Consider the following 19,078-nt stretch of genomic DNA (forward strand, 5'->3'; position numbering starts at 1 on the left):
CCAGTCAGCGGGAGTACCTCAGATCCTGCATTGTGTTGCTTCAGCGTTTCTGCCTTTCGGCTTTCCCGCTGCACCCGACTTTAGCAGAAGCTTTCTGTCGGATTTCCCAGCCAATTCGAGACTGCTCTGGAAACATGCGTTTCCGCGGCACTCGTCGAGGCGGTTGTGCCAAGGTACTGGACGCCTCCGCGCCGTGCAAATCGGCTCGTGGGGTCCTTCGGCCCTCCGATCGGACCGGTCCGGGATGCCACACTTAGTGGTCGGGATCGATCACCCGATGATCGGATCCGCTCGGGCGGAATCCTTACTTCGCATGACTTAGGCTGCTCAAGCGGCATCGCCGTCCGGTGACAGGTAGTGACGGCGTCTTTGAGCTCCGCATCTAGGAGGCTTCCCCATGACGATCGTTTCGTCCCCCCTGGCCGGACGTGCCATCGGGCTCGCGGCTGTGCCCGACCCGGTGTTCTCCGGCGCGATGGTGGGACCCGGCACCGCCATTGACCCCGCGCGCGAGCCCTCGACCGCGGTCTCCCCCGTCGACGGCATCATCGTCTCCCTGCACCCGCACGCGTTCGTCGTCGTGGACGACGAAGGTCATGGCGTACTGACGCACCTGGGCATCGACACCGTTCAGCTCAATGGGGACGGATTCGAACTGCTCGTCGCGAAGGGCGACACCGTGCAGCGGGGACAAGAGGTCATCCGCTGGAACCCGGCCGCGGTCGAGGCCGCGGGCAAGTCGCCGGTGTGCCCCGTCGTGGCTCTCGAGGCCACCGCCGAGGCGCTGAGCGATGTTGCCGCGGAAGGCGACGTCAAGGCCGGCGCCCCGCTCTTCGTCTGGCAGTAGTTCCCCCGCTTTACCGCTGTACCCCAGGGGGCGTCAACGAGGACGTCGGAAGAACCTAGGCGACGGCATCGACCGTCGCAGTGACCGGAGACAGGTGAGATGGAGACAACGCTGCGAGGCGTCGGTGTCAGCCACGGTGTGGCGATCGGCGAGGTACGGCACATGGGTACCGCTGTTCTGGAGCCCCCGGCCAAGCAGATCCCGGCGGAGGAGGCTCCACGTGAGCAGGGCCGTGCCCGGCAGGCCGTCGAGGCCGTTGCCGCCGACCTGATCGCGCGTGGAAACCTGGCCGGCGGTGAGGCCCAGCACGTGCTGGAGGCCCAGGCCATGATGGCCCAGGACCCCGAGCTGATGGCCGATGTCGAGCGCCGCATCGCGGTGGGCAGTTCCGCCGAGCGCGCCGTCTACGACGCTTTCGCCTCCTACCGTGCGCTGCTGGCCAACGCGGGCGAGTACCTGGCCGGCCGGGTGGCCGACCTGGACGACGTGCGCAACCGCATCGTGGCCCGGCTGCTCGGCGTTCCGATGCCCGGTGTACCGGACAGCGACGAGCCGTATGTACTGATCGCCCGGGACCTGGCGCCCGCGGACACCGCGCTGCTCGACCCGACTCTGGTCCTCGGCTTTGTCACCGAGGAGGGCGGGCCGACCAGCCACAGCGCGATCCTGGCGCGTGCCCTGGGTGTGCCGGCCGTTGTGGCGATGCCCGGTGCGGGCGAGATCGCCGAGGGCACCGTGATCGCGGTGGACGGCAGCACCGGTGAGCTCTTCGTCAACCCGAGCGCCGAGAAGCGCGCGGAGCTGGAGGAGGCCGCCGCCGCGCGCAAGGCCTCGCTGTCGGCGACCTCCGGTCCCGGTGCCACCTCCGACGGTCACAAGGTGCCGCTGCTCGCGAACGTGGGCGGTCCCGGCGACGTTCCTGCGGCGCTGGAGGCGGGCGCCGAGGGTGTGGGCCTGTTCCGCACCGAGTTCCTCTTCCTCGACGACTCCGCGAAGGCACCGTCGGAGGAGAAGCAGATCGAGGCGTACCGCAAGGTTCTCGAGGCGTTCCCCGAGGGCCGTGTCGTCGTGCGCGTGCTCGACGCGGGCGCCGACAAGCCGCTGGACTTCCTGACCCCGGCGGACGAGCCGAACCCGGCGCTGGGTGTGCGGGGTCTGCGTTCGCTGCTGGACCACCCCGACGTGCTGCAAACGCAGCTGCGGGCGCTGGCCAAGGCTGTTGAGGGCCTGCCGGTGCATCTCGAGGTCATGGCGCCGATGGTGGCCGACCGTATCGACGCCAAGGCCTTCGCCGACGCGTGCCGCGAGGCCGGTCTGCGGGCGAAGTTCGGTGCGATGGTCGAGATTCCCTCGGCGGCGCTGCGGGCGCGGTCCATCCTCAAGGAGGTCGAGTTCCTGTCGCTGGGCACCAACGACCTGGCGCAGTACACCTTCGCGGCCGACCGGCAGGTCGGTGCGGTCTCGCGGCTGCAGGACCCCTGGCAGCCCGCGCTGCTCGATCTGGTGGCGGCGTCGGCCGACGCGGCCAAGGCCGAGGGCAGGAGCTGTGGGGTATGCGGCGAGGCGGCTGCGGACCCGCTGCTGGCGTGTGTGCTCACGGGTCTGGGTGTGACGAGCCTTTCCATGGGTGCGGCGTCCATTCCTTACGTGCGCGCCACGCTCGCGAAGTACACGCTGGCGCAGTGCGAGCGGGCGGCGGTTGCCGCTCGGGCGACCGACACCGCTGACGAGGCGCGCCGTGCGGCGCAGGCGGTGCTGTCCGGCGAGTGACCGCCGGCGCGTGCGGTTGAGGTGACGAGCAGGTCCGAGGGGCGTCCCACCGGTTTCCGGTGGGACGCCCCTCGCTCGTGGGGGCCCGGGTCAGTCACGCGGTGCCGGCCGCAGGGGCAGGCCGGGCCGGTAGGTGACGCCGGCTTCCGGGGGCACCGGTTCGCCGGTTTCCGCGTCGGTGCAGTAGGCGTTGAAGACTTCGGCCTCGGTGAGCGGTTGCGGCCAGCCGTCGCGCAGGGACCAGCCCCGCACCTCGTCACGTCCGTCGGCGCCGGTGGACCGCAGGACGATGCCTCCTGGGCTGTCGCTGACGGCGGCCGCGGCGAGGACCGTGCAGAAGACGAGGGCGTCGGCCTCCACGAAATGGATCCCTCCCGACGCGGCGCGCTCCGCGGTGAGGACCGCGAGCAGCGGGGTGCCGTCCAGCGGCACGCTGCAGACCAGGTGATGGGTGCCTGGGCCGGTCGTTTCGATGAGTCCCGTCAGGGCCCGGGAAGCTCCTGCGAAGGCGGCCCGGGCGAGGTCGCGCTCGCCGTCGGTGCGGCCTTCCGCGGCGATGAGGACCTCGGTGGCGCGGTCCCACGCCAGTTGCCGGTCGGCCTCGTGGCCCAGTTCGGCGATGAGTTGGCGCACCGGCTGTCCGTTGTACGGGACACCGGGGCCGCCCGCGGTGATGTCGGCGGTGTACCGGGCCCGGGCGGCGGGGGTGTCCGGGTCCTGGCCGGTGTCGGCGCAGTACTCCGCGTACTCGTCGGGGTCGAAGAGGGTCACGGTGACGAACAGGCCCTGGGAGAGCAGCGACCGCAGCAGGCCGTCCGTCTGCCGCAGGTACTGCGGATGGTCCTCGCAGGGGAAGCCGCGGTAGTGGCGCATCGCGGCGAAGTCCCGCTCATCGGCGAGCAGCGCGACGATGCTCGGCGCTTCACGGCGCAGGGCGCGCCGCAGGGTCACCCGGCGCGGTGCCCCGCTCCGCGACCGGTTCCGTGAACGCTCCGGTGAACGGCCTCCTGAGCGATCTCCCGAACGGCCGCTCGTCCGGCGGCCGTTCCTCTTCCTGGTGTGTGCCATGGCTCCCCCTCGGCGTGACGATCAGTTCTCACTCACCGTAATCGTGGGCACTGACAATCCGGACTGGTTCGTCACCGACCGTGTGGAGTCGAGGCGTCGCAGCACCATGCGCTTCTGGAGGAAGGCGACGCCGGCGAGAGCCGTGCCGAGGCCGAGCCAGCCGAGCGGCCCTGCCGCGATGACCGCGGTCGTCATGATCAGCGGTCCCGCGGCGCGTTCGGCGGACTGCGCGAGTCCGTGGACCCCGACGTAGGCGCCCTGCGCGTCGTACGGGGCGAGGGCCACGGACAGCTCCCAGGAGACCGTGGCCTGGTACATCTCCACGAAGGTGAAGGCGACGGCGGCGACCAGCATCGCGGTGGTGGCCGCCCAGCGGGCGTCGACGATCGAGGCGGCCACGGCGGCTCCGCCGAGGAAGTAGCAGGCCGCGACGTGGCGCAGGGTCATGGCGGCGAGGCGCGGGGTGCGTCCGTGGCGGGAGAGCCGGACCTGGAAGAGGACCACGACGACGGTGTTGATGACGAAGAGCAGCGCGGCGAGCCCGTGCGGGGCGGTGGTGGCGCTGATGATCCACAGCGGCATCCCGACGCGCAGCACGGAGCCGTCGAGGAAGAGCAGCGCGTCGGTGGCGGCGTAGCCGAGGTATCCGCGGTCGCGCCAGGGACTGGAGGGCACCGCCGGACGGGCGTCGGTGGTTGCGGCCGGGCGCTTGGTGGCGGACGAGGCGACCGTCCGGGTGATGGACGGGGGTTCGGTGCAGCGGGCGACGAGTACGGCGACGACGCAGAAGGAGAGGCTGTCGGCGAGCAGGAGGCCGCGGTAGACGGTGGCGTTGCCGAAGGCGAGGCCGACCGAGGCGCCGAGGCCGCCGAGCGTGTAGCCGACGTTGACGACGGTGCGTTGGACCGCCTGGTAGCGGGAGCGGTCGGGGCCGGCGACCCGGGCGGCGTAGAGCTTGGTGAGTACGGAGGCGGAGCGTTCGCCGAAGCTGCCGAGGGCCACCAGGGGCAGGAGCTGCCAGAAGCCGTCGGCGACGAGCATCAGGAGGCCGGAGGCGGCGCGCAGCAGTTGCACGGCGAGCAGCAGCCGGGTGAGGGGGAAGCGGTCGGCGAGCCGGCCGGCCACGGGTGAGCCGGCGATGCCGACGGCGCCGGCCAGTCCCATGAGCAGGCCGATCTCGCTCGCGCTGAGGTCGGCGACGACGAGGAAGTACAGCGCCGTGACGCTCAGCCAGAGACCGGATCCGGTCTTGTCGACGAAGTTGATCCAGAGCATCCGGCGGCCGTCGCGCCCTCCCGGAATCCGCGCCGCCATTCCCGTCGCCATCGCCGGTCGCATCCGCACCCGTTCCCCCTTGACTCCGTCTTTGTATCAATACATACTCTTCAATGTGGCAACACAATATGCGATCAGTGGCACAACCGCCAAGGGCATTGCCGCCTCCGTCGAACGGGCGGTCGCGGACGGCTCGTTGCCGCCCGGCAGCGCCATGCCGCCGGTGCGCAGGCTCGCCGAGGAGCTCGGGGTGAGTCCTGGCACCGTGGCCACGGCCTACAAGGAGCTGCGGCAGCGCGGCATCGTGCTGACTCGCGGGCGCGGCGGAACGGTGATCGCCGACGCTCCCTCCGTCGGCACCAGCGGCTCGCGGCGGCCCCCGAAAACCCCGGAGGGCGTACGGAGCCTGGCCGGCGGCCACCCCGACCCGGCGTTCCTGCCCGATCTGGTGCCGCCGGAGCGGGTGACACCGGGGCCCGGGTCGCACCGGACATCACCGCGGCTGCCGGAACTGGAGGCGGTGGCCCGCCGCTGGTTCGAGCGCGACGGCGTCCCGGCCGGGCAGGTGACGTTCGCCCATGGCGCGCTGGACTGCATCGGCCGTCTGCTCTCGGCCGAACTGCGGCCGGGCGATGCCGTGGCGATGGAGGATCCGGGCTTCCACCGGCTGCTCGACCTCGCTCCGGCGCTGGGGCTGCGCATCGTTCCGGTAGCGGTGGATGAGGAGGGGATGCGGCCGGAGGCGCTGCGGGCCGCGCTGCGCGGGGGGGCCAGGGCGGTGGTGTGCATGCCGCGCTCCCAGAGCCCGTCGGGCGCGTGCTTCTCCGAGCGGCGCCGGGCCGATCTGCTGGCGGTGCTGGCCGCCGCCCCCGAGGTCCTGGTCATCGAGGACGACTACACGGCGGACATCTCCGGGGTCGCCCTGCACTCCCTCACCACCGGCGGCCTCCCCCGCTGGGCGCAGGTCCGTACCGTGTCCAAGCATCTGGGCAGCGACCTGCGGTGGGCCGCACTCGCCTGCGACGAGACGTCACTGGCCCGGCACGACGGGCTGCTGCTGCTCACCTCGGGGTGGGTGAGCCATGTGCTGCAGGAGACGGTGCTGCGGTTGCTGACGGATCCGGCGACGGCCGCGCTGGTGGCGCGGGCCGAGGCCGCGTACACCGCCCGCCGGGAGGCGCTGATCGGCGAGCTGGCGCACCGCGGGATCGCCGCGCACGGCCGCAGCGGGCTGAATGTCTGGGTGCCGGTCAGGGACGAGTCCGCGGTGGTCAACGGATTGCGGTCGTACGGGTGGTGGGTCGCGGGCGGCGCCCGGTTCCGTACCGCGTCGGCGCCCGGGGTGCGGATCACCACGGCCGCCCTGCCGGTGGAGGAGGCGGCCCGGCTGGCGGCGGACTTCGCGGCGGTGCTGGGTGAGTCGGAGAGCACCTACGGAGGTTGATGGGTCATCAGTGACTCTTGACGTGAGCCTTGACGTGCACCTGATGGTCAAGTATTCACGTACTGGGCGGCATTGGTACAGACCTATGGGAGTCCAGTATGCGAAGATCCCTCACGCTCGTCCTGGCACTGTTCGGGACGCTCGTCCTGTTCCTCACGCCGCCCGCCGCCGCGGCGGGCGGCGTCTCGGCGGCCTTCAGCAAGACCTCGGACTGGGGCTCCGGCTACCAGGCCCAGTACCGGATCACCAACGGCGGAACCTCCACCCTGACCAGCTGGAAGGTCGAGTTCGACCTGCCGTCCGGAAGCAGCGTCGGCAGCTACTGGGACGCGCTGCTCACCACGAGCGCCTCGCACTACACGTTCACCAACCGGGACTACAACGGCACCCTGGCCCCCGGCGCGTCCGCGGTCTTCGGCTGGGTCGCCGCCGGATCGGGGATCCCGGCCAACTGCCGGCTGAACGGCGGCTCCTGCGACGCGGGCGGCGGCGACACCACCGCACCTTCCGTGCCCGGCGGCGTCACCGTCGGCTCGGCCACCGGCTCCTCCCTCACCGTGCGCTGGACGGCCTCCACCGACAACTCCGGTTCGGTCGCCGGGTACGAGGTCTCCCGCGACGGCGCCGCACCCGTGGCCGTGACCGGAACGTCGTACACCGCCACCGGGTTGCAGCCCACCACCAACTACGGCTTCCGGGTCCGGGCCAAGGACACCGCGGGCAACACCTCCGCATACAGCGCGACCGTCAGCGGCACCACGACCACGGGCGGCGGCCCCGCTCCCGGCACCGTGCACACCGCCCCGTATGTCGACATGGGTGCCTGGCCGACGCCGAGCATGCCGGACATGGCCGCGGCGAGCGGGCTGAAGAGCTTCACCATGGCCTTCATCACCGCCTCCAGCTGCAAGGCCATGTGGTTCAACGCCTATGACCCGCGCGCCGGTTGGGCCAAGGACCAGGTCGACGCCATCCGGGCGGGCGGCGGCGACGTGAAGATCTCCTTCGGCGGCGCCTCCGGATCGGAGCTCGCCCAGGCCTGCACCACCGTCGACTCGCTGTACGCGGAGTACAACGCCGTCGTCAACGCGTACGGTCTGACCTACGCCGACTTCGACATCGAGGGGGCGGCCACCGCCGACCCCGCCTCCATCAGCCGGCGCTCGCAGGCGCTGGCCCGGCTCCAGCAGGCGCACCCCGGGCTGCGGATCTCGCTCACCCTGCCGGTGTTGCCCGAGGGCCTGACGGCCGACGGGATCGCCATCGTGAAGTCCGCGCGCGACGCGGGCGTCGCCCTCGACGTCGTCAACGTCATGGCCATGGACTACTACCGCGCGACGGACTACGGTGATGCGGCCGTCCAGGCGGCGCAGAGCACCCAGGCGCAGCTCAAGACCCTGTACCCCGCCAAGACCGACGCCCAGTTGTGGGCCATGACCGGCGTCACCCCGATGCTCGGTCAGAACGACGACGGGCACATCTTCGACCAGGCCGACTCCCGGCAGCTGGTGTCGTTCGCCCAGGGCAAGCACCTGGGCATGCTCGGCTTCTGGGAGGAGACCCGCGACCGCAACGCCTGCAACGGGGCGTTGTACATGTGCACCAACGTCCCGCAGTCGCCCTACGAGTTCTCGAAGATCTTCGCCCAGTACACCGGGTGAGGGCGGCGCCGTGCTGACGCGGTCGGCCGCGTCAGCACGGCAATCGTCACGAGGAGCAGCGCTCCTGGGCGAGCCGCTCGTAGAAGCGCAGCACCTCGATGTCGTCGACCGACCCGGGGTTGACCGTCCTGTCCAGCGCCGCCCCCTGCATCAGGCGCTTGACGGGGACCTCCAGGCGCTTGCCGGTGAGGGTGTGGGGCACCGCGGGGACGGCGATGACCTCGTCCGGGACATGGCGCGGGGAGAGCTCGGTGCGGATCACGTCCTTGATGCGGCCGCGCAGCGCGTCGTCGAGCGCGGCGCCCTGCGCGAGGTGGACGAAGAGCGGCATCCAGTAGCCGCCGTCCGGCTGCTCGACGCCGATGACGAGCGACTCGCGGATCTCCGGGAGGCGTTCGACGGCCTCGTAGATGTCGGCGGAGCCCATCCGGACGCCCTGCCGGTTGAGGGTGGAGTCCGAGCGGCCGTGGATGATCACGGTGCCGCGGGCGGTGATGGTGATCCAGTCCCCGTGCCGCCACACGCCGGGGAACATCTCGAAGTAGCTCTCGCGGTAGCGGGCGTCCCCGGGGTCGTTCCAGAACCGGACCGGCATCGACGGCATCGGGTTGGTGACGATCAGTTCCCCGACCTCGTCGATGACCGGCCGGCCCGACACGTCCCACGCCTGCAGGTCGGTGCCCAGCGCCGCCGCCTGCAGTTCCCCGATGTGGACCGGAAGGGTGGGAACGCCACCGGCGAAGCAGCTGCACACATCGGTGCCGCCGCTGACGGACGCGATCCAGACGTCCTCCTTGACCTCCTCGTGGATCCAGCGGAAGCCGTCGGGCGGCAGCGGTGAGCCGGTCGAGGCGACGCACTTGACCGCGGAGAGGTCGAAGTCGTGGCCGGGCCGGACGCCGGCCTTGCGGCAGGCCATGACGTAGGCGGCGGAGGTACCGAAGACGGTGGCACCGGTCCGCTCGGCGATCCGCCACTGCGCGCCGGTGTCGGGGTAGCCGGGGCTGCCGTCGTACAGCACGACGGTGGCGCCGGCCAGCAGGCCGGACACCAGGAAGTTCCACATCATCCAGCCGGTGGAGGTGTACCAGAAGAAGCGGTCGCCGGGACCGAGGTCCATGTGCAGGCCGGTCTGCTTGAGATGCTCCAGCAGGATGCCGCCCTGGGACTGGACGATGGCCTTGGGCAGACCGGTGGTGCCCGAGGAATAGAGCACCCACAGCGGATGGTCGAAGGGCACCTGCTCGTACGCGGGCGCGGTGTCGTCCGAGACCACGGTGTCCCACTCCAGAGCGCCGTCCGGCGCCGCAGTCCCCAGCAGCGGGATGTGGATGACGGCGCGCAGCGAGGGCAGCTCGGCCCGCAGCTCGACGACACTCTCCGTCCGGTCGTGCTCCTTGCCGCCGTAGCGGTAGCCGTCGACGGCGAACAGGATGACGGGCTCGACCTGCTGGAAGCGGTCCAGGACGCTGCGGGCGCCGAAGTCCGGGGCGCAGGAGGTCCACACGCCGCCGACGGCGGCGGTGGCGAGCAGCGCGACGACGGCCTGCGGGATGTTGGGCAGGTAGCCGCTGACCCGGTCGCCCGGGGTGACGCCGAGGGCGCGCAGCCGGCCCGCGACGGAGGCGACCTGGCGGCTCAGCTCGGCCCAGCTGGTTTCGGCCATTTCCGGCCGTTCGTCCAGATGGACCAGTGCGGGCTCGTCGGCGCGCTCCGGGTCCAGGGCCGGACGCAGCGCGTGCTCGGCGTAGTTGACGGCCGATCCGGTGAACCACTGGGCGCCCGGCATGGACGCGTCGGCGAGCACCTCCTCGTAGGGAGTGGAGAAACGCACCTGGAACCACTCCGCCACGGCCCCCCAGAACAGCGCCGGCTCCCCCACCGACCAGGCGTGCAGCGCCCGGTAGCTCGCAGCTGCGTCCGCCGGATCGCCGGCGGGGGCGCCGTGGTGTTCGGCGGCCCAGGCCTGGAAGTGGGTGATCCGCGCGCCGGCGACCCGCTCGGGACCGGGGGTCCACAAGGGCTCCGGGGCGTGGGCGGGCTCGGTCGTGGTGCTCATGGGGCGGCTCCCGGACGGTACGACGAGACGGGTACGGCGACGCGTCGCTCTGTGTGCGGCTGGACCCTGCGCGGGCGGAATGTCCTACGGCAGGGCTGGGCAGGACGATGCCATGTGATCGTCTCCGGCGCCAGGGCGGGGCCCCCACAACGGGGAATGCCGCGATGTGGTGCACCTACAGGTGAACGCTGGCTGAACGCGCGGTACGGCGGCCGGGAGCAGTGGAAGGGTGGGCGCCATGGATGCTCGGGACCTGGTGCGGTCGGTACGGATGGTCGGGTCCGCGAACGGCCTGCGGGCCTTGCGGTCCGCGTGGCGCCGGCAGCGCACCGATGCGCGGGACCTGCCGCGGCGCGGCGCGGAACGGGCCCGGGTGCCCGGTCCCGCGCAGGGGGTGGAGCCGCTGCCGGGCGGCGGGGTGGTGCGCTTCACACGCTCGACGCTGCGGGTGCGGGTCGCGGTGGGCGGCGCGGTGTTCTGCGGCTGGGACGGAGCGGAACCGGAACCCTCGTACGCGGTGGCCGGGGAGTGTCCGCCGGTGGACGCCCGGGTCGAGCTGGAGAGCGACCGCACCGGGGACGGCTGGCGGGTGGTGTCGGAGCGCGTGACGGTACTGATCTCGCGCCACGGCGCGGTGGAGTTCCGTACTCCGGGCGGCATCCTGCTGCGGCGCGATCTGCCGCCCCGCTGGTGGGATCCGGTGGGCCGGGAGCCGGGTGACCGCACCCGCTGGGTGCAGCGCTCGGAGACCGCCGCGGACGCGTGCGTCTTCGGCCTGGGCGGCCGGTCGTCGGGACCCCGGCTGCGGGAGGGCTCGTACCGGCTGTGGAACACCGACCCGGGCGGTTCCTTCGGTCCTGGCGACGACCCGCTGTACATCACCATGCCGGTGCAGATGGTGGTCGCGGACGCCGGCTGCCACCTGGTCTTCCACGACAACACGTGGGACGGCCATGTGACGCTGCGCGACGGCGAGGAGGGCGCGGGCTCCGGGCACGACCGGCCCGGCGGCTGCGAGCTGCGGGTCGACGGCGGGCCGCTGCGCTACTGGGTGCTGACGGGCTCGCCGGCCCGGATCCTGGCGGGCTGGACGGCGCTGACCGGACGGCCCGCGCTGCCGCCGCGCTGGGCACTGGGTTACCAGCACTCGCGGTGGGGCTTCGGCAACGAGCAGGAGGTCCGCAGGATCGCGGACGGCTACCGGGAGCGCGGGCTGCCGCTGTCGGCGCTGCACCTGGACATCGATCACTTCGACGGTCACCGGGTCTTCACCGTGGACCGGGAGCGGTTCCCCGATCTGCCCGGACTCGCCGCCGACCTGCGGCGCGACGGGGTGCGGCTGGTGTCGATCGTCGATCCGGCGGTTAAGGCGGAGCCGGGCAACGCGGTGTACGACAGCGGGACGGCCGCGGGGGCGTTCGTCCGGGACGCCCGCGGCCAGGAGGTGCGCGGCGTGGTGTGGCCGGGCGAGGCGGTCTTCCCCGACTTCACCGACGCAACTGTCCGCAAGTGGTGGGGCACGCTGTACGCGGAGCGGCTCGCGGAGGGCTTCGCCGGGGTGTGGCACGACATGAACGAGCCGGTGTCGTTCACCGCGTTCGGCGAGCCCACCCTGCCGCGTTCGGCCCGGCACGCCCTGGAGGACCGGGGCGGCGATCACCGTGAGGCCCACAACGTCTACGGGCTGACGATGGCTCGCGCCGGGTACGAGGCGCTGCGGGAACTGGAGCCCGACGCCCGGCCGTTCCTGTTCTCCCGCTCCGGCTGGGCGGGGATGCAGCGGTACGGCGGGACGTGGTCGGGGGATGTGACCACCGGCTGGCCCGGGCTGCGGGCGTCGCTCTCGCTGGTGATCGGCCTGGGGCTGTGCGGGGTGCCGTACTCCGGCCCCGACGTCGGCGGTTTCACCGGATCGCCGTCACCCGAGCTGTATCTGCGCTGGTTCCAGCTCGCCGCCTTCCTGCCGTTCTTCCGCACCCATTCGGCGATCGCGGCGGGCCGCCGCGAACCGTGGGAGTTCGGGCCGCAGGTCGAGAAGCACGCGGCGGCCGCGCTGCGCGAACGGCAGCGGCTGCTGCCGTACTTCGACACGCTCGCCCATGTGGCGCTGCGTACCGGCGCACCGTACATCCGTCCGCTGTGGTGGAACGATCCGGAGGACCGCAAGCTGCGCGGCTGCGGGGACGCCTTCCTGCTGGGCGACGCCCTGCTGGTGGCCCCGGTGATGGAGCGCGGCTCGGTCACCCGCGCGATCCGGCTGCCACGGGGTCGCTGGTACGACACCGCGACCGGGACGGCGCACGAGGGTCCCGGCCAGATCCTGCTGGACGCGCCGCTCGGCCGGACCCCGGTGCTGGCGCGGGCCGGCGCCGTCGTGCCGGTGACCGGCGACGACGGCACCGTGGAACTGGAGGCCTGGGCCCCGGTGGCGGGGCGCACGGGCGGCGGGATCGTCTTCACCGACGAGGGGGACGGCTGGGCCGCACCGCTGGTGGAGCGCTTCACGACACGGCTGACGGACGGGCGAGTGGTGGTGGAGCGCGACGGGCAGGACGAGGTGGGCTACCAGGTGCGGGTCCGCGGACTGCCGGAGTGAGGGCCGCTGCCAGAACGGTCTCAGCGGGCTCCGGGGCGGGCTGGGTGTTCACCGTGCCCGGCGCGTCCGACGTACCCGCCGTCGAACCAGCGGCGGACCGCCAGCGTGTGCAGCGGGAACGCCAACTCGGCCGGCGCGTGCAGCACTTCCCAGCCCTCGGTCTCGTCGGTGGGCACCGACGCGGGCAGATCGGCCGCGTCCCGGAGCGGCAGCAGCCCGAAAACGAGCAGGAATCCGCCCTCCGCGTCGGTGAGAGTGTCGGCGAGCACGGGATCGGCCGCGGCCACGATCCCGGTCTCCTCGACGAGCTCCCGGACCACGGCCTGCTCCCAGGTCTCACCGTGGTCGATGAATCCGCCGGGGAGAGCGAGGAGTCCGCGTCCGGGCTCGATGGTGCGGCGGATGACGGCCAGCCCGGTGCCCGAGTCCGTGCGGACGGGGAGCAGCGCGATCGCGACCGGCAGCGGGTTGCGGTAGCCGATGGCGCCGCAGGCGGCGCACGTCCGCGGCCAGCCGGCGGCGGGGCCGAACGCCGTTCCGCAGTACGTGCAGTGGGAGTCCTTCTCGCGACGAGGCACGCCGGGACTGTATCCGATCATCCCTGCCCCATCACCAACCACCTTATGGAGGACCCATGCCACGACTCACGAGCGTGATCCGCACCCTCGCCGTCTCCATAGCCACTCTGATCGCCGTCACCGCAGGTACCGCCGCCGCGCCGGCGCAGGCGCGGTCCGGGGACGGGAGAGGGAGCGAGCCCAAGGCCCCCAGGGCGTTCGTGGCGCTGCGGGACGTCGATCCGACGATCCTGCAGGAGATGCGCTACGCCACCGCGCACAACTTCGTCGGCGTGCCCATCGACGGCTACCGGCAGCCGATCTGCCTGCTGACCCGGCCGGCCGCCGAGGCGCTGCACGCGGCGCAGTCGAAGCTGCTGCGCCGCGGGTACTCGCTCAAGGTCTACGACTGCTACCGGCCGCAGCGCGCCGTCGACCACTTCGTGGCCTGGGCCAAGGACCTCGACGACCAGCGGATGAAGAGCGAGTTCTATCCGAATGTCGACAAGTCGCGGCTGTTCGAGGACGGTTACATCGCGGCGAAGTCCGGGCACAGCCGGGGCAGCACCATGGATGTGACCATCGTGAAGCTGTCGGGCGGGAGCGTCGACATGGGGACCCCGTTCGACTACTTCGACACGCTCTCCCACACCCTGGATCCGCGGATCCAGGGTGCGCAGCGGGAGAACCGGCTGCTGCTCAAGGGCACCCTCGAAGGACTGGGGTTCGTCAACCTCGCCGAGGAGTGGTGGCACTACACGTACACGCCGGAGCGGTTCCCCGACACGTACTTCGACTTCCCGGTCTCCCGGCGGTCCCTGACGTCCGCGTACGTCGGCCCGTAGGACTCCAGGGCGACGGGTGCGGACAGCGCCCCGCCGACGGCAGCCGACCAGGCCTCCGGGTCGGCGCCGGGGGTCTCCCAGACGGCCGGTCTGGCCGCCTCCAGACGGGCCGTCAGCGCGGCCTGCTCCCCCAGATCGCCGGGGGGACCGGCCGGTAGCCGTTCGACGAGCCGGCCGTCCATACCGTAGGCGCGGGCGATCCGCAGTCCCGGGCAGCGGGCGGGGGCGTCGAGGTGGGTGACGGCCAGCGCGTCCACTCCCCCGCAGACCTCGACGGCGTAGGCGTGGGCCACCGCGTCGAAGTGCCCGGTGCGGAAGGCTCCTTGCCAGCGGCCGTGGCCGTTGTGCGGTTCCGGCAGCTCCCGGGCGAGTTCCGGGTCCTCGGTGACGAGCGGGCCGGGACCGTGCCGGGTGGTGTAGGTGCGCACGACGCCGAGCCGCAGCGCGGTGCCCGCGCCGCCCGCCTCGGCGAGCAGCGTCTCGGCGTTGGCGAAGGTGGTCGTCGACCACGTGGTGTACGGGTGGAAGCCGTGCCACTCGTCGAGCAGGACGCCCTGCGCCCCCTCGAAGACGACCGGCCCCTCGGCCAGCAGCCGGGCGAGATGCCCCTCGCCGGCCAGCGTCACGGCGCGCGCGAAGGCCGCAAAGGCGTCCGCGCAGTGTTCGACGGGCGGCGCGGGCAGCCGCCCCAGCTCGTCGGACAACCGGTCGCGCAGCAGCGCGAGTTTGCGCAGCAGGCGCGGGCGGGAGACGCAGTCGCCCACCCGGGGGGCGTCCTCGGGGTGGGCGAGCGCGTAGGCGGCGGTCTCGCCGATGCCCATCCCGCACGAGCCGTGCCGAGCCCCGCCGCGGGCCTGCTCGCGCAACCGGTTGGCGGCGGCGTGGTACGGGGTGGTGAGCGCGGCGTCCCGGTCGACGGTGAGCAGCGACAGCGGGTCCGGGACGCCGAGCGACGCGAGGTGGTCCGCCTCCGCGGCCAGCGCCAGCGGGTCGACGAGCATGAAGCGGGACAGGTACGTGGGCGTCCCGTGCAGGGTGCCGGAGCCGAACTGGGCGAAGGTGTGGTGGCGTCCGTCGGGTGTGACGACGTTGTGCGCGGCCTGCGCGCCGCCGTTGAAGCGGACCACCGCCCGGACCGGCTCCGCCGAGCAGAGCCGGTCCACGACGGCGCCTTTGCCCGCGTCCCCGTAGCCGAGGTCGACGACGATGGTGTGCATTTTCCCTCCGGGGGTCGTTCGGTCAACGGCGCGGCGGTCGTCCGGCGCGGCCCGGGTGCAAGGGCGGGGGCCTGCCGGGTTATCTCCTCGGGCGGCGAACGCGCGTGTCCGCTCGAAGGTGCGGGTCGAGTTCGTTCGCCGCCCTGCGGGGACACCCCGCCGTGCCCCCTCCGGCGCGTCCCTGCTCAGCTCACAGACGTGTCGTGCGCGCGGCTCCGGTGGTGGTCGGCCCGTCGATCAGCGGGGCGCCTGCGGAGGGCCCCGACGCGCGGTCCCGGCCGATCGCGGCCAGCGCCTTGCCGACCGAGGCACCGGCGTCCGAGCCGACGTCGTCGAGGTCGGCGAGCCCCTCTGCGAGGTCGATGGCTTCCTCGCCGAGGCCGACGGTGAGCGCGATGGTTTCGCAGACCGCATCCAGGTCGTCGAGTTCGATGACGTTCTGGCCCAGCAACTTGCGCCACAGGCCGAGGACTTCGGTGTTGCCGACGTAACTGGAACCGGCCGGGAGGATGTAGTACACGTCGAACTTCCGGCGCAGCTCGGCGATGATCGCGGTGATCGGGATGTCCTCCCTCAGGTCGTCGCCGATCACGGCGCGAACCTCGCGGGCCTTGACCTTGCCGTACGGCATCTCGTCGCCGATGAGGAACAGGTAGCCGCGCCGGCCGCGCTTCTCGTGGCAGTCGATGGAGGTGTGCCGGGCCATCGCGTACATGGCGAGCTCGTACGACTCGGTCATCTGCCCGCCACCGCCGCCCTCCAGCAGGATGTTGCCGAGGTCGTGGTCCATCCGGTTGTCGGACTCGAACTGGCCGAGCTGGAGCGGTACCCGGTCGCAGGTGGCGTCGCCCACCGCGCCGAAGAGGATCTGCGGGTCCTCGACGTACCCCTTGCGGAGCAGCAGCCCGAAGAGCTCGGGCAGTTTGGTCTGCAGCGTCTGCGGGACGGACCGCATCGAGCCCGTGACGTCGAAGAGCACCGAGATGGCGACCGAGGCGGGGTGCTCCGCCGAGTCGCGGCTCTCACGGACGGTGAGGTCCTTGGGGTCGAGGGACGGGTGCGCCGTCCAGGAGTCGCGCGGGGCGGACGAGGTGACGTGGTCGCTGTAGGCGAAGGCGCCCGCGCCGGATGCGGCGCGGTAGCGCGCGGCGGCGTCGTAGACGTTGGTTGACCAGCTTCCGCTGCCCATGGTGTTCCCCCTTGATGATGTGTTCGGGTGTGCTTGTCGGTGTGAGTGGTGGTCAGGCGGCCGGCATCGTGAACGGGCGGAAGGTGCGCGGCCCGTAGAGCCGGTCCAGGAGCTCGTCCAGCTCGGCGAGCAGCCGCCACGCGTCGTGCGGCCGGCCCGCCTCGCTCGGGAGCGTGCAGCCGCGGATGAAGGCGGCGAGCGGCTTGGGGGTGCGCTGCCCCATCAGGTGTTCCATGCAGCGCGCCGCGAGGTGGAGGTCGGTGGCTTCGGTGACGGGCCGCCGGCCGGGGATCTCCGGCGGGTACCGGTCGCGGTGCCGCTCGATGAGGACCGGCGCCGTGGTGCCGGTCGCGGTCGCGTAGCACCAGTCGACGAGCACCAGCCCGTGCAGTCCTGGGTGGATGAGGACGTGTTCGGGGAAGACGGCGCAGTGCACCAGCCGGGCCCGGTGCGCCCAGCCGAGGGCGACCAGCAGCCTGCGCCACATCCAGACGGCGTCCAGCGGGTCCAGGCCGCCGGGGTACGCGGCGGCGACCTCGGCGAGGCTGTGGAAGCCGTCCAGCGGTTCGAGCGCGTTGACCCGGCGCTCGGTGCCGCCGGTGTCCCGGTGCCGGAACGTCTCGATCAGCCGCGGGGCGTAGGCGCGGTGGCGCGGTTCCGCCTCGGTGTCGAGGCGGGCCAGCACATCGGCCTCGTGCTCGATCAGATCGTTGTCGTACGGCCGCAGCGGGATCTTCAGCAGCGCGTCGTGTCGGGTCCCGTCGGCGCGCCGGTACGAGGCGCGGCGCAGTACGGCGAGGTCGCCGGTGGCCTGGGCGTCCCCGAGCACGTACGTGTGCCGGCGGGTGGTGACGGTGTGGGGTGCGGGGCTCCGGGCGGCGAGGTACTCCCGCCACCGTTCGCCCAGGGCCAGGAAGGCGGCCTCGGCTTCCGCCCGGCGGCCGCTCGGCGCGGTGTCGGGGTGGAGCAGCCGGGCGAGCCGTCGGTGCAGCCGGGTGGCGGCGGCCCGGTCCTCGGGGAAGCCGTGGCGCAGCGTGTCGAGGGCCTGGTCGAAAGTGGGGACGGCGCCGCCGGTGACGGTCATCGCACGGTCTCCTCACGGTCCGGGCGCAGCAGGGCGGGGTGCAGGAGGCGGGCGTCGCCGGCGCGGTAGAGCCGGGCGCGGGGGCCGCCGCGGACGCTGCCGTGGGTGGCGGTGCCTCCGGTGGACTCGACGAAGCCGGGGACCGAGAGCACTTTGCGGTGGAAATTGCCCGCGTGCAGGGTCGCGCCCCAGACGGCTTCGTAGACGGCGCGCAGTTCGGAGATGGTGAACACCTCGCCCAGGAACGCGGTGGCCAGCGGTGTGTACTCGATCTTGGAGCGGGCGCGGTCGAGGCCGTCGGCCAGGATTCCGGCGTGATCGAAGGCCAGCTCAGGGCCTACGGGCCGGCGGCCGGGACCACCCCCGTGGGCCCCGGACCGCCGGCCCTGTTCGTTGGGACGCGGGTCCGACGCGTCCGGTTGCCATCCGGGCTCAAGTTCTGCGACGGAGATCCACGCGGCGGCCGCGGCATCGCTGCCGGCCTTCGCGTCCGGGAGGTCCGGGGCGAAGGCGAGATGGGCGACGGAGACCACGTGCATCCGCGGGTCGCGGTCGGGGCGGCCGTAGGAACCGAGCTGTTCGAGGTGCACCCGGCCGAGGCCGCCGGCGGCGTCGAGACCGGTCTCCTCGGCGAGCTCCCTCGCCGCCGCCTGGTCGAGCGATTCCCGTCCGGCCCGGACGAATCCGCCGGGCAGCGCCCAGGCGCCCTCGAAGGGCGGCGCGCCCCGGCGGACCAGCAGCACATGGAGGGCACCTTCGCGCAGCGTCAGGGCGACCACGTCGACGGTCACGGCGATCGGATCGAAGGCGCGCGGGTCGTAGGCGGCGAGGAAGCGGTCCTCCTCCTGCTGCGGTGCCATGACTGCCCCTCGGCTAGTTCTTCTCAGACTGAGTAATTCTCTGTTCGAGAAGAACTTACCACCGCCCTCTGACTGCGTCCAGGGATTGGGGCCTGTCGGCCGGGCGGGCGCCGGGGTTAGCGTGCGGGCATGACACAGCGGACATTCGAATCGTTCGAGGATTTCTGGCCCTACTACGTGGCGATGCACTCCCGGTCCGCCACCCGCTGGGTGCACCTGACCGGGACGCTGACCGGGCTCGCGATCAGCGCGTACGGGCTGGCCCGGGGGCGCAAGCGGTACCTGGCGGCGCTGCCGCTGATCGGCTACGGGACGGCCTGGCCGGCGCACTTCCTGATCGAGAAGAACAACCCGGCCTCGTTCGGCCACCCCGGCTGGTCGCTGCGGGGCGACGCGAAGATGATCGCGACGATGCTGGCCGGCCGGGACGCGGAGCTGGGCGACATCGCGATCAAGTGGTTCGCGGAGCATCCGCAGGACTGATCCGACCGCCCGAGCCGATCGGGGCCGGGCCCGGAGCCCGGTCCCGGCCCCGCCGTTCCCTCTCCCGCCCTGCCGTGGCACACTTCTGACGAACCGTCAGATTCAAAGGGGAGGCGGCACGTG

15 protein-coding genes are annotated in these 19,078 nt (G+C 72.3%); 7 read left to right on the top strand and 8 right to left on the bottom strand.

Annotated elements, in window-relative coordinates; translation table 11 throughout:
• Nucleotides 1-397: 397 nt before the first annotated feature.
• Together AC07DC_RS40015 and ptsP are read left to right on the top strand one after the other, a co-directional pair.
• Nucleotides 398-847 (top strand): PTS sugar transporter subunit IIA, encoded by a 450-nt coding sequence (locus AC07DC_RS40015; RefSeq protein ID WP_478919807.1) that lies wholly within the window; start codon nucleotides 398-400, stop codon nucleotides 845-847.
• A 99-nt stretch (nucleotides 848-946) separates the two neighbouring features.
• Nucleotides 947-2,617 carry a phosphoenolpyruvate--protein phosphotransferase gene (ptsP, locus tag AC07DC_RS40020; protein WP_478919809.1) on the top strand — a complete coding sequence of 557 codons (1,671 nt, stop codon included), beginning with the start codon at nucleotides 947-949 and terminating at the stop codon, nucleotides 2,615-2,617.
• Nucleotides 2,618-2,707: 90 nt separating this feature from the next.
• Here ptsP and AC07DC_RS40025 read toward each other — a convergent pair whose 3' ends face one another.
• Nucleotides 2,708-3,568 carry a hypothetical protein gene (locus AC07DC_RS40025; protein ID WP_478919811.1) on the bottom strand — a complete coding sequence of 287 codons (861 nt, stop codon included), beginning with the start codon at nucleotides 3,566-3,568 and terminating at the stop codon, nucleotides 2,708-2,710.
• Between the two features lie 138 nt (nucleotides 3,569-3,706).
• A complete protein-coding gene (locus AC07DC_RS40030; protein ID WP_478919857.1) occupies nucleotides 3,707-5,023 on the bottom strand; it encodes an MFS transporter in 1,317 nt (438 codons plus the stop codon).
• Nucleotides 5,024-5,075: 52 nt separating this feature from the next.
• On the opposite strand from AC07DC_RS40030, the gene AC07DC_RS40035 reads away from it, so the two are divergent.
• The gene (locus tag AC07DC_RS40035; RefSeq protein ID WP_478919812.1) at nucleotides 5,076-6,404 is read left to right on the top strand and encodes an aminotransferase class I/II-fold pyridoxal phosphate-dependent enzyme; all 1,329 of its coding nucleotides are present in this window, start codon (nucleotides 5,076-5,078) and stop codon (nucleotides 6,402-6,404) included.
• Nucleotides 6,405-6,502: 98 nt separating this feature from the next.
• On the top strand, nucleotides 6,503-8,065 hold the full coding sequence (locus tag AC07DC_RS40040) for a cellulose binding domain-containing protein (protein WP_478919813.1): 1,563 nt from the start codon (nucleotides 6,503-6,505) through the stop codon (nucleotides 8,063-8,065).
• Nucleotides 8,066-8,111: 46 nt separating this feature from the next.
• Here AC07DC_RS40040 and AC07DC_RS40045 read toward each other — a convergent pair whose 3' ends face one another.
• A complete protein-coding gene (locus AC07DC_RS40045; RefSeq protein WP_478919815.1) occupies nucleotides 8,112-10,124 on the bottom strand; it encodes an acetoacetate--CoA ligase in 2,013 nt (670 codons plus the stop codon).
• A 238-nt stretch (nucleotides 10,125-10,362) separates the two neighbouring features.
• On the opposite strand from AC07DC_RS40045, the gene AC07DC_RS40050 reads away from it, so the two are divergent.
• Nucleotides 10,363-12,720 (top strand): glycoside hydrolase family 31 protein, encoded by a 2,358-nt coding sequence (locus AC07DC_RS40050; protein WP_478919817.1) that lies wholly within the window; start codon nucleotides 10,363-10,365, stop codon nucleotides 12,718-12,720.
• A 20-nt stretch (nucleotides 12,721-12,740) separates the two neighbouring features.
• On the opposite strand, the gene AC07DC_RS40055 is transcribed toward AC07DC_RS40050, so the two are convergent.
• A complete protein-coding gene (locus AC07DC_RS40055; RefSeq protein ID WP_478919819.1) occupies nucleotides 12,741-13,319 on the bottom strand; it encodes an NUDIX domain-containing protein in 579 nt (192 codons plus the stop codon).
• A 35-nt stretch (nucleotides 13,320-13,354) separates the two neighbouring features.
• Here AC07DC_RS40055 and AC07DC_RS40060 point away from each other — a divergent pair, with 35 nt between their 5' ends.
• Complete coding sequence (locus tag AC07DC_RS40060) at nucleotides 13,355-14,122, top strand: M15 family metallopeptidase (protein WP_478919821.1); 768 nt, start codon at nucleotides 13,355-13,357, stop codon at nucleotides 14,120-14,122.
• On the opposite strand, the gene AC07DC_RS40065 is transcribed toward AC07DC_RS40060, so the two are convergent.
• The 4 genes from AC07DC_RS40065 to AC07DC_RS40080 form a co-directional block, all read right to left on the bottom strand.
• Nucleotides 14,032-15,339: an adenylosuccinate synthetase gene (locus AC07DC_RS40065; protein WP_478919822.1), complete on the bottom strand. Its 1,308-nt coding sequence runs from the start codon at nucleotides 15,337-15,339 to the stop codon at nucleotides 14,032-14,034. The genes AC07DC_RS40060 and AC07DC_RS40065 overlap by 91 nt on opposite strands.
• 190 nt (nucleotides 15,340-15,529) lie before the next feature.
• Entirely contained in the window at nucleotides 15,530-16,528 is a 999-nt protein-coding gene (locus AC07DC_RS40070; RefSeq protein WP_478919824.1) for a hypothetical protein, read from the bottom strand.
• A gap of 52 nt (nucleotides 16,529-16,580) precedes the next feature.
• Complete coding sequence (locus AC07DC_RS40075) at nucleotides 16,581-17,612, bottom strand: molecular chaperone DnaJ (RefSeq protein ID WP_478919825.1); 1,032 nt, start codon at nucleotides 17,610-17,612, stop codon at nucleotides 16,581-16,583.
• On the bottom strand, nucleotides 17,609-18,472 hold the full coding sequence (locus AC07DC_RS40080; RefSeq protein ID WP_478919826.1) for an NUDIX hydrolase: 864 nt from the start codon (nucleotides 18,470-18,472) through the stop codon (nucleotides 17,609-17,611). Before AC07DC_RS40080 ends, AC07DC_RS40075 begins: the two co-directional genes overlap by 4 nt.
• A gap of 129 nt (nucleotides 18,473-18,601) precedes the next feature.
• Between AC07DC_RS40080 and AC07DC_RS40085 the strand changes: the two genes are divergently transcribed.
• Complete coding sequence (locus AC07DC_RS40085; RefSeq protein ID WP_478919828.1) at nucleotides 18,602-18,955, top strand: Mpo1-like protein; 354 nt, start codon at nucleotides 18,602-18,604, stop codon at nucleotides 18,953-18,955.
• The last annotated feature ends 123 nt before the right edge of the window (nucleotides 18,956-19,078 follow it).

It is taken from the genome of Streptomyces sp. NPDC045021 (genome assembly GCF_056432645.1).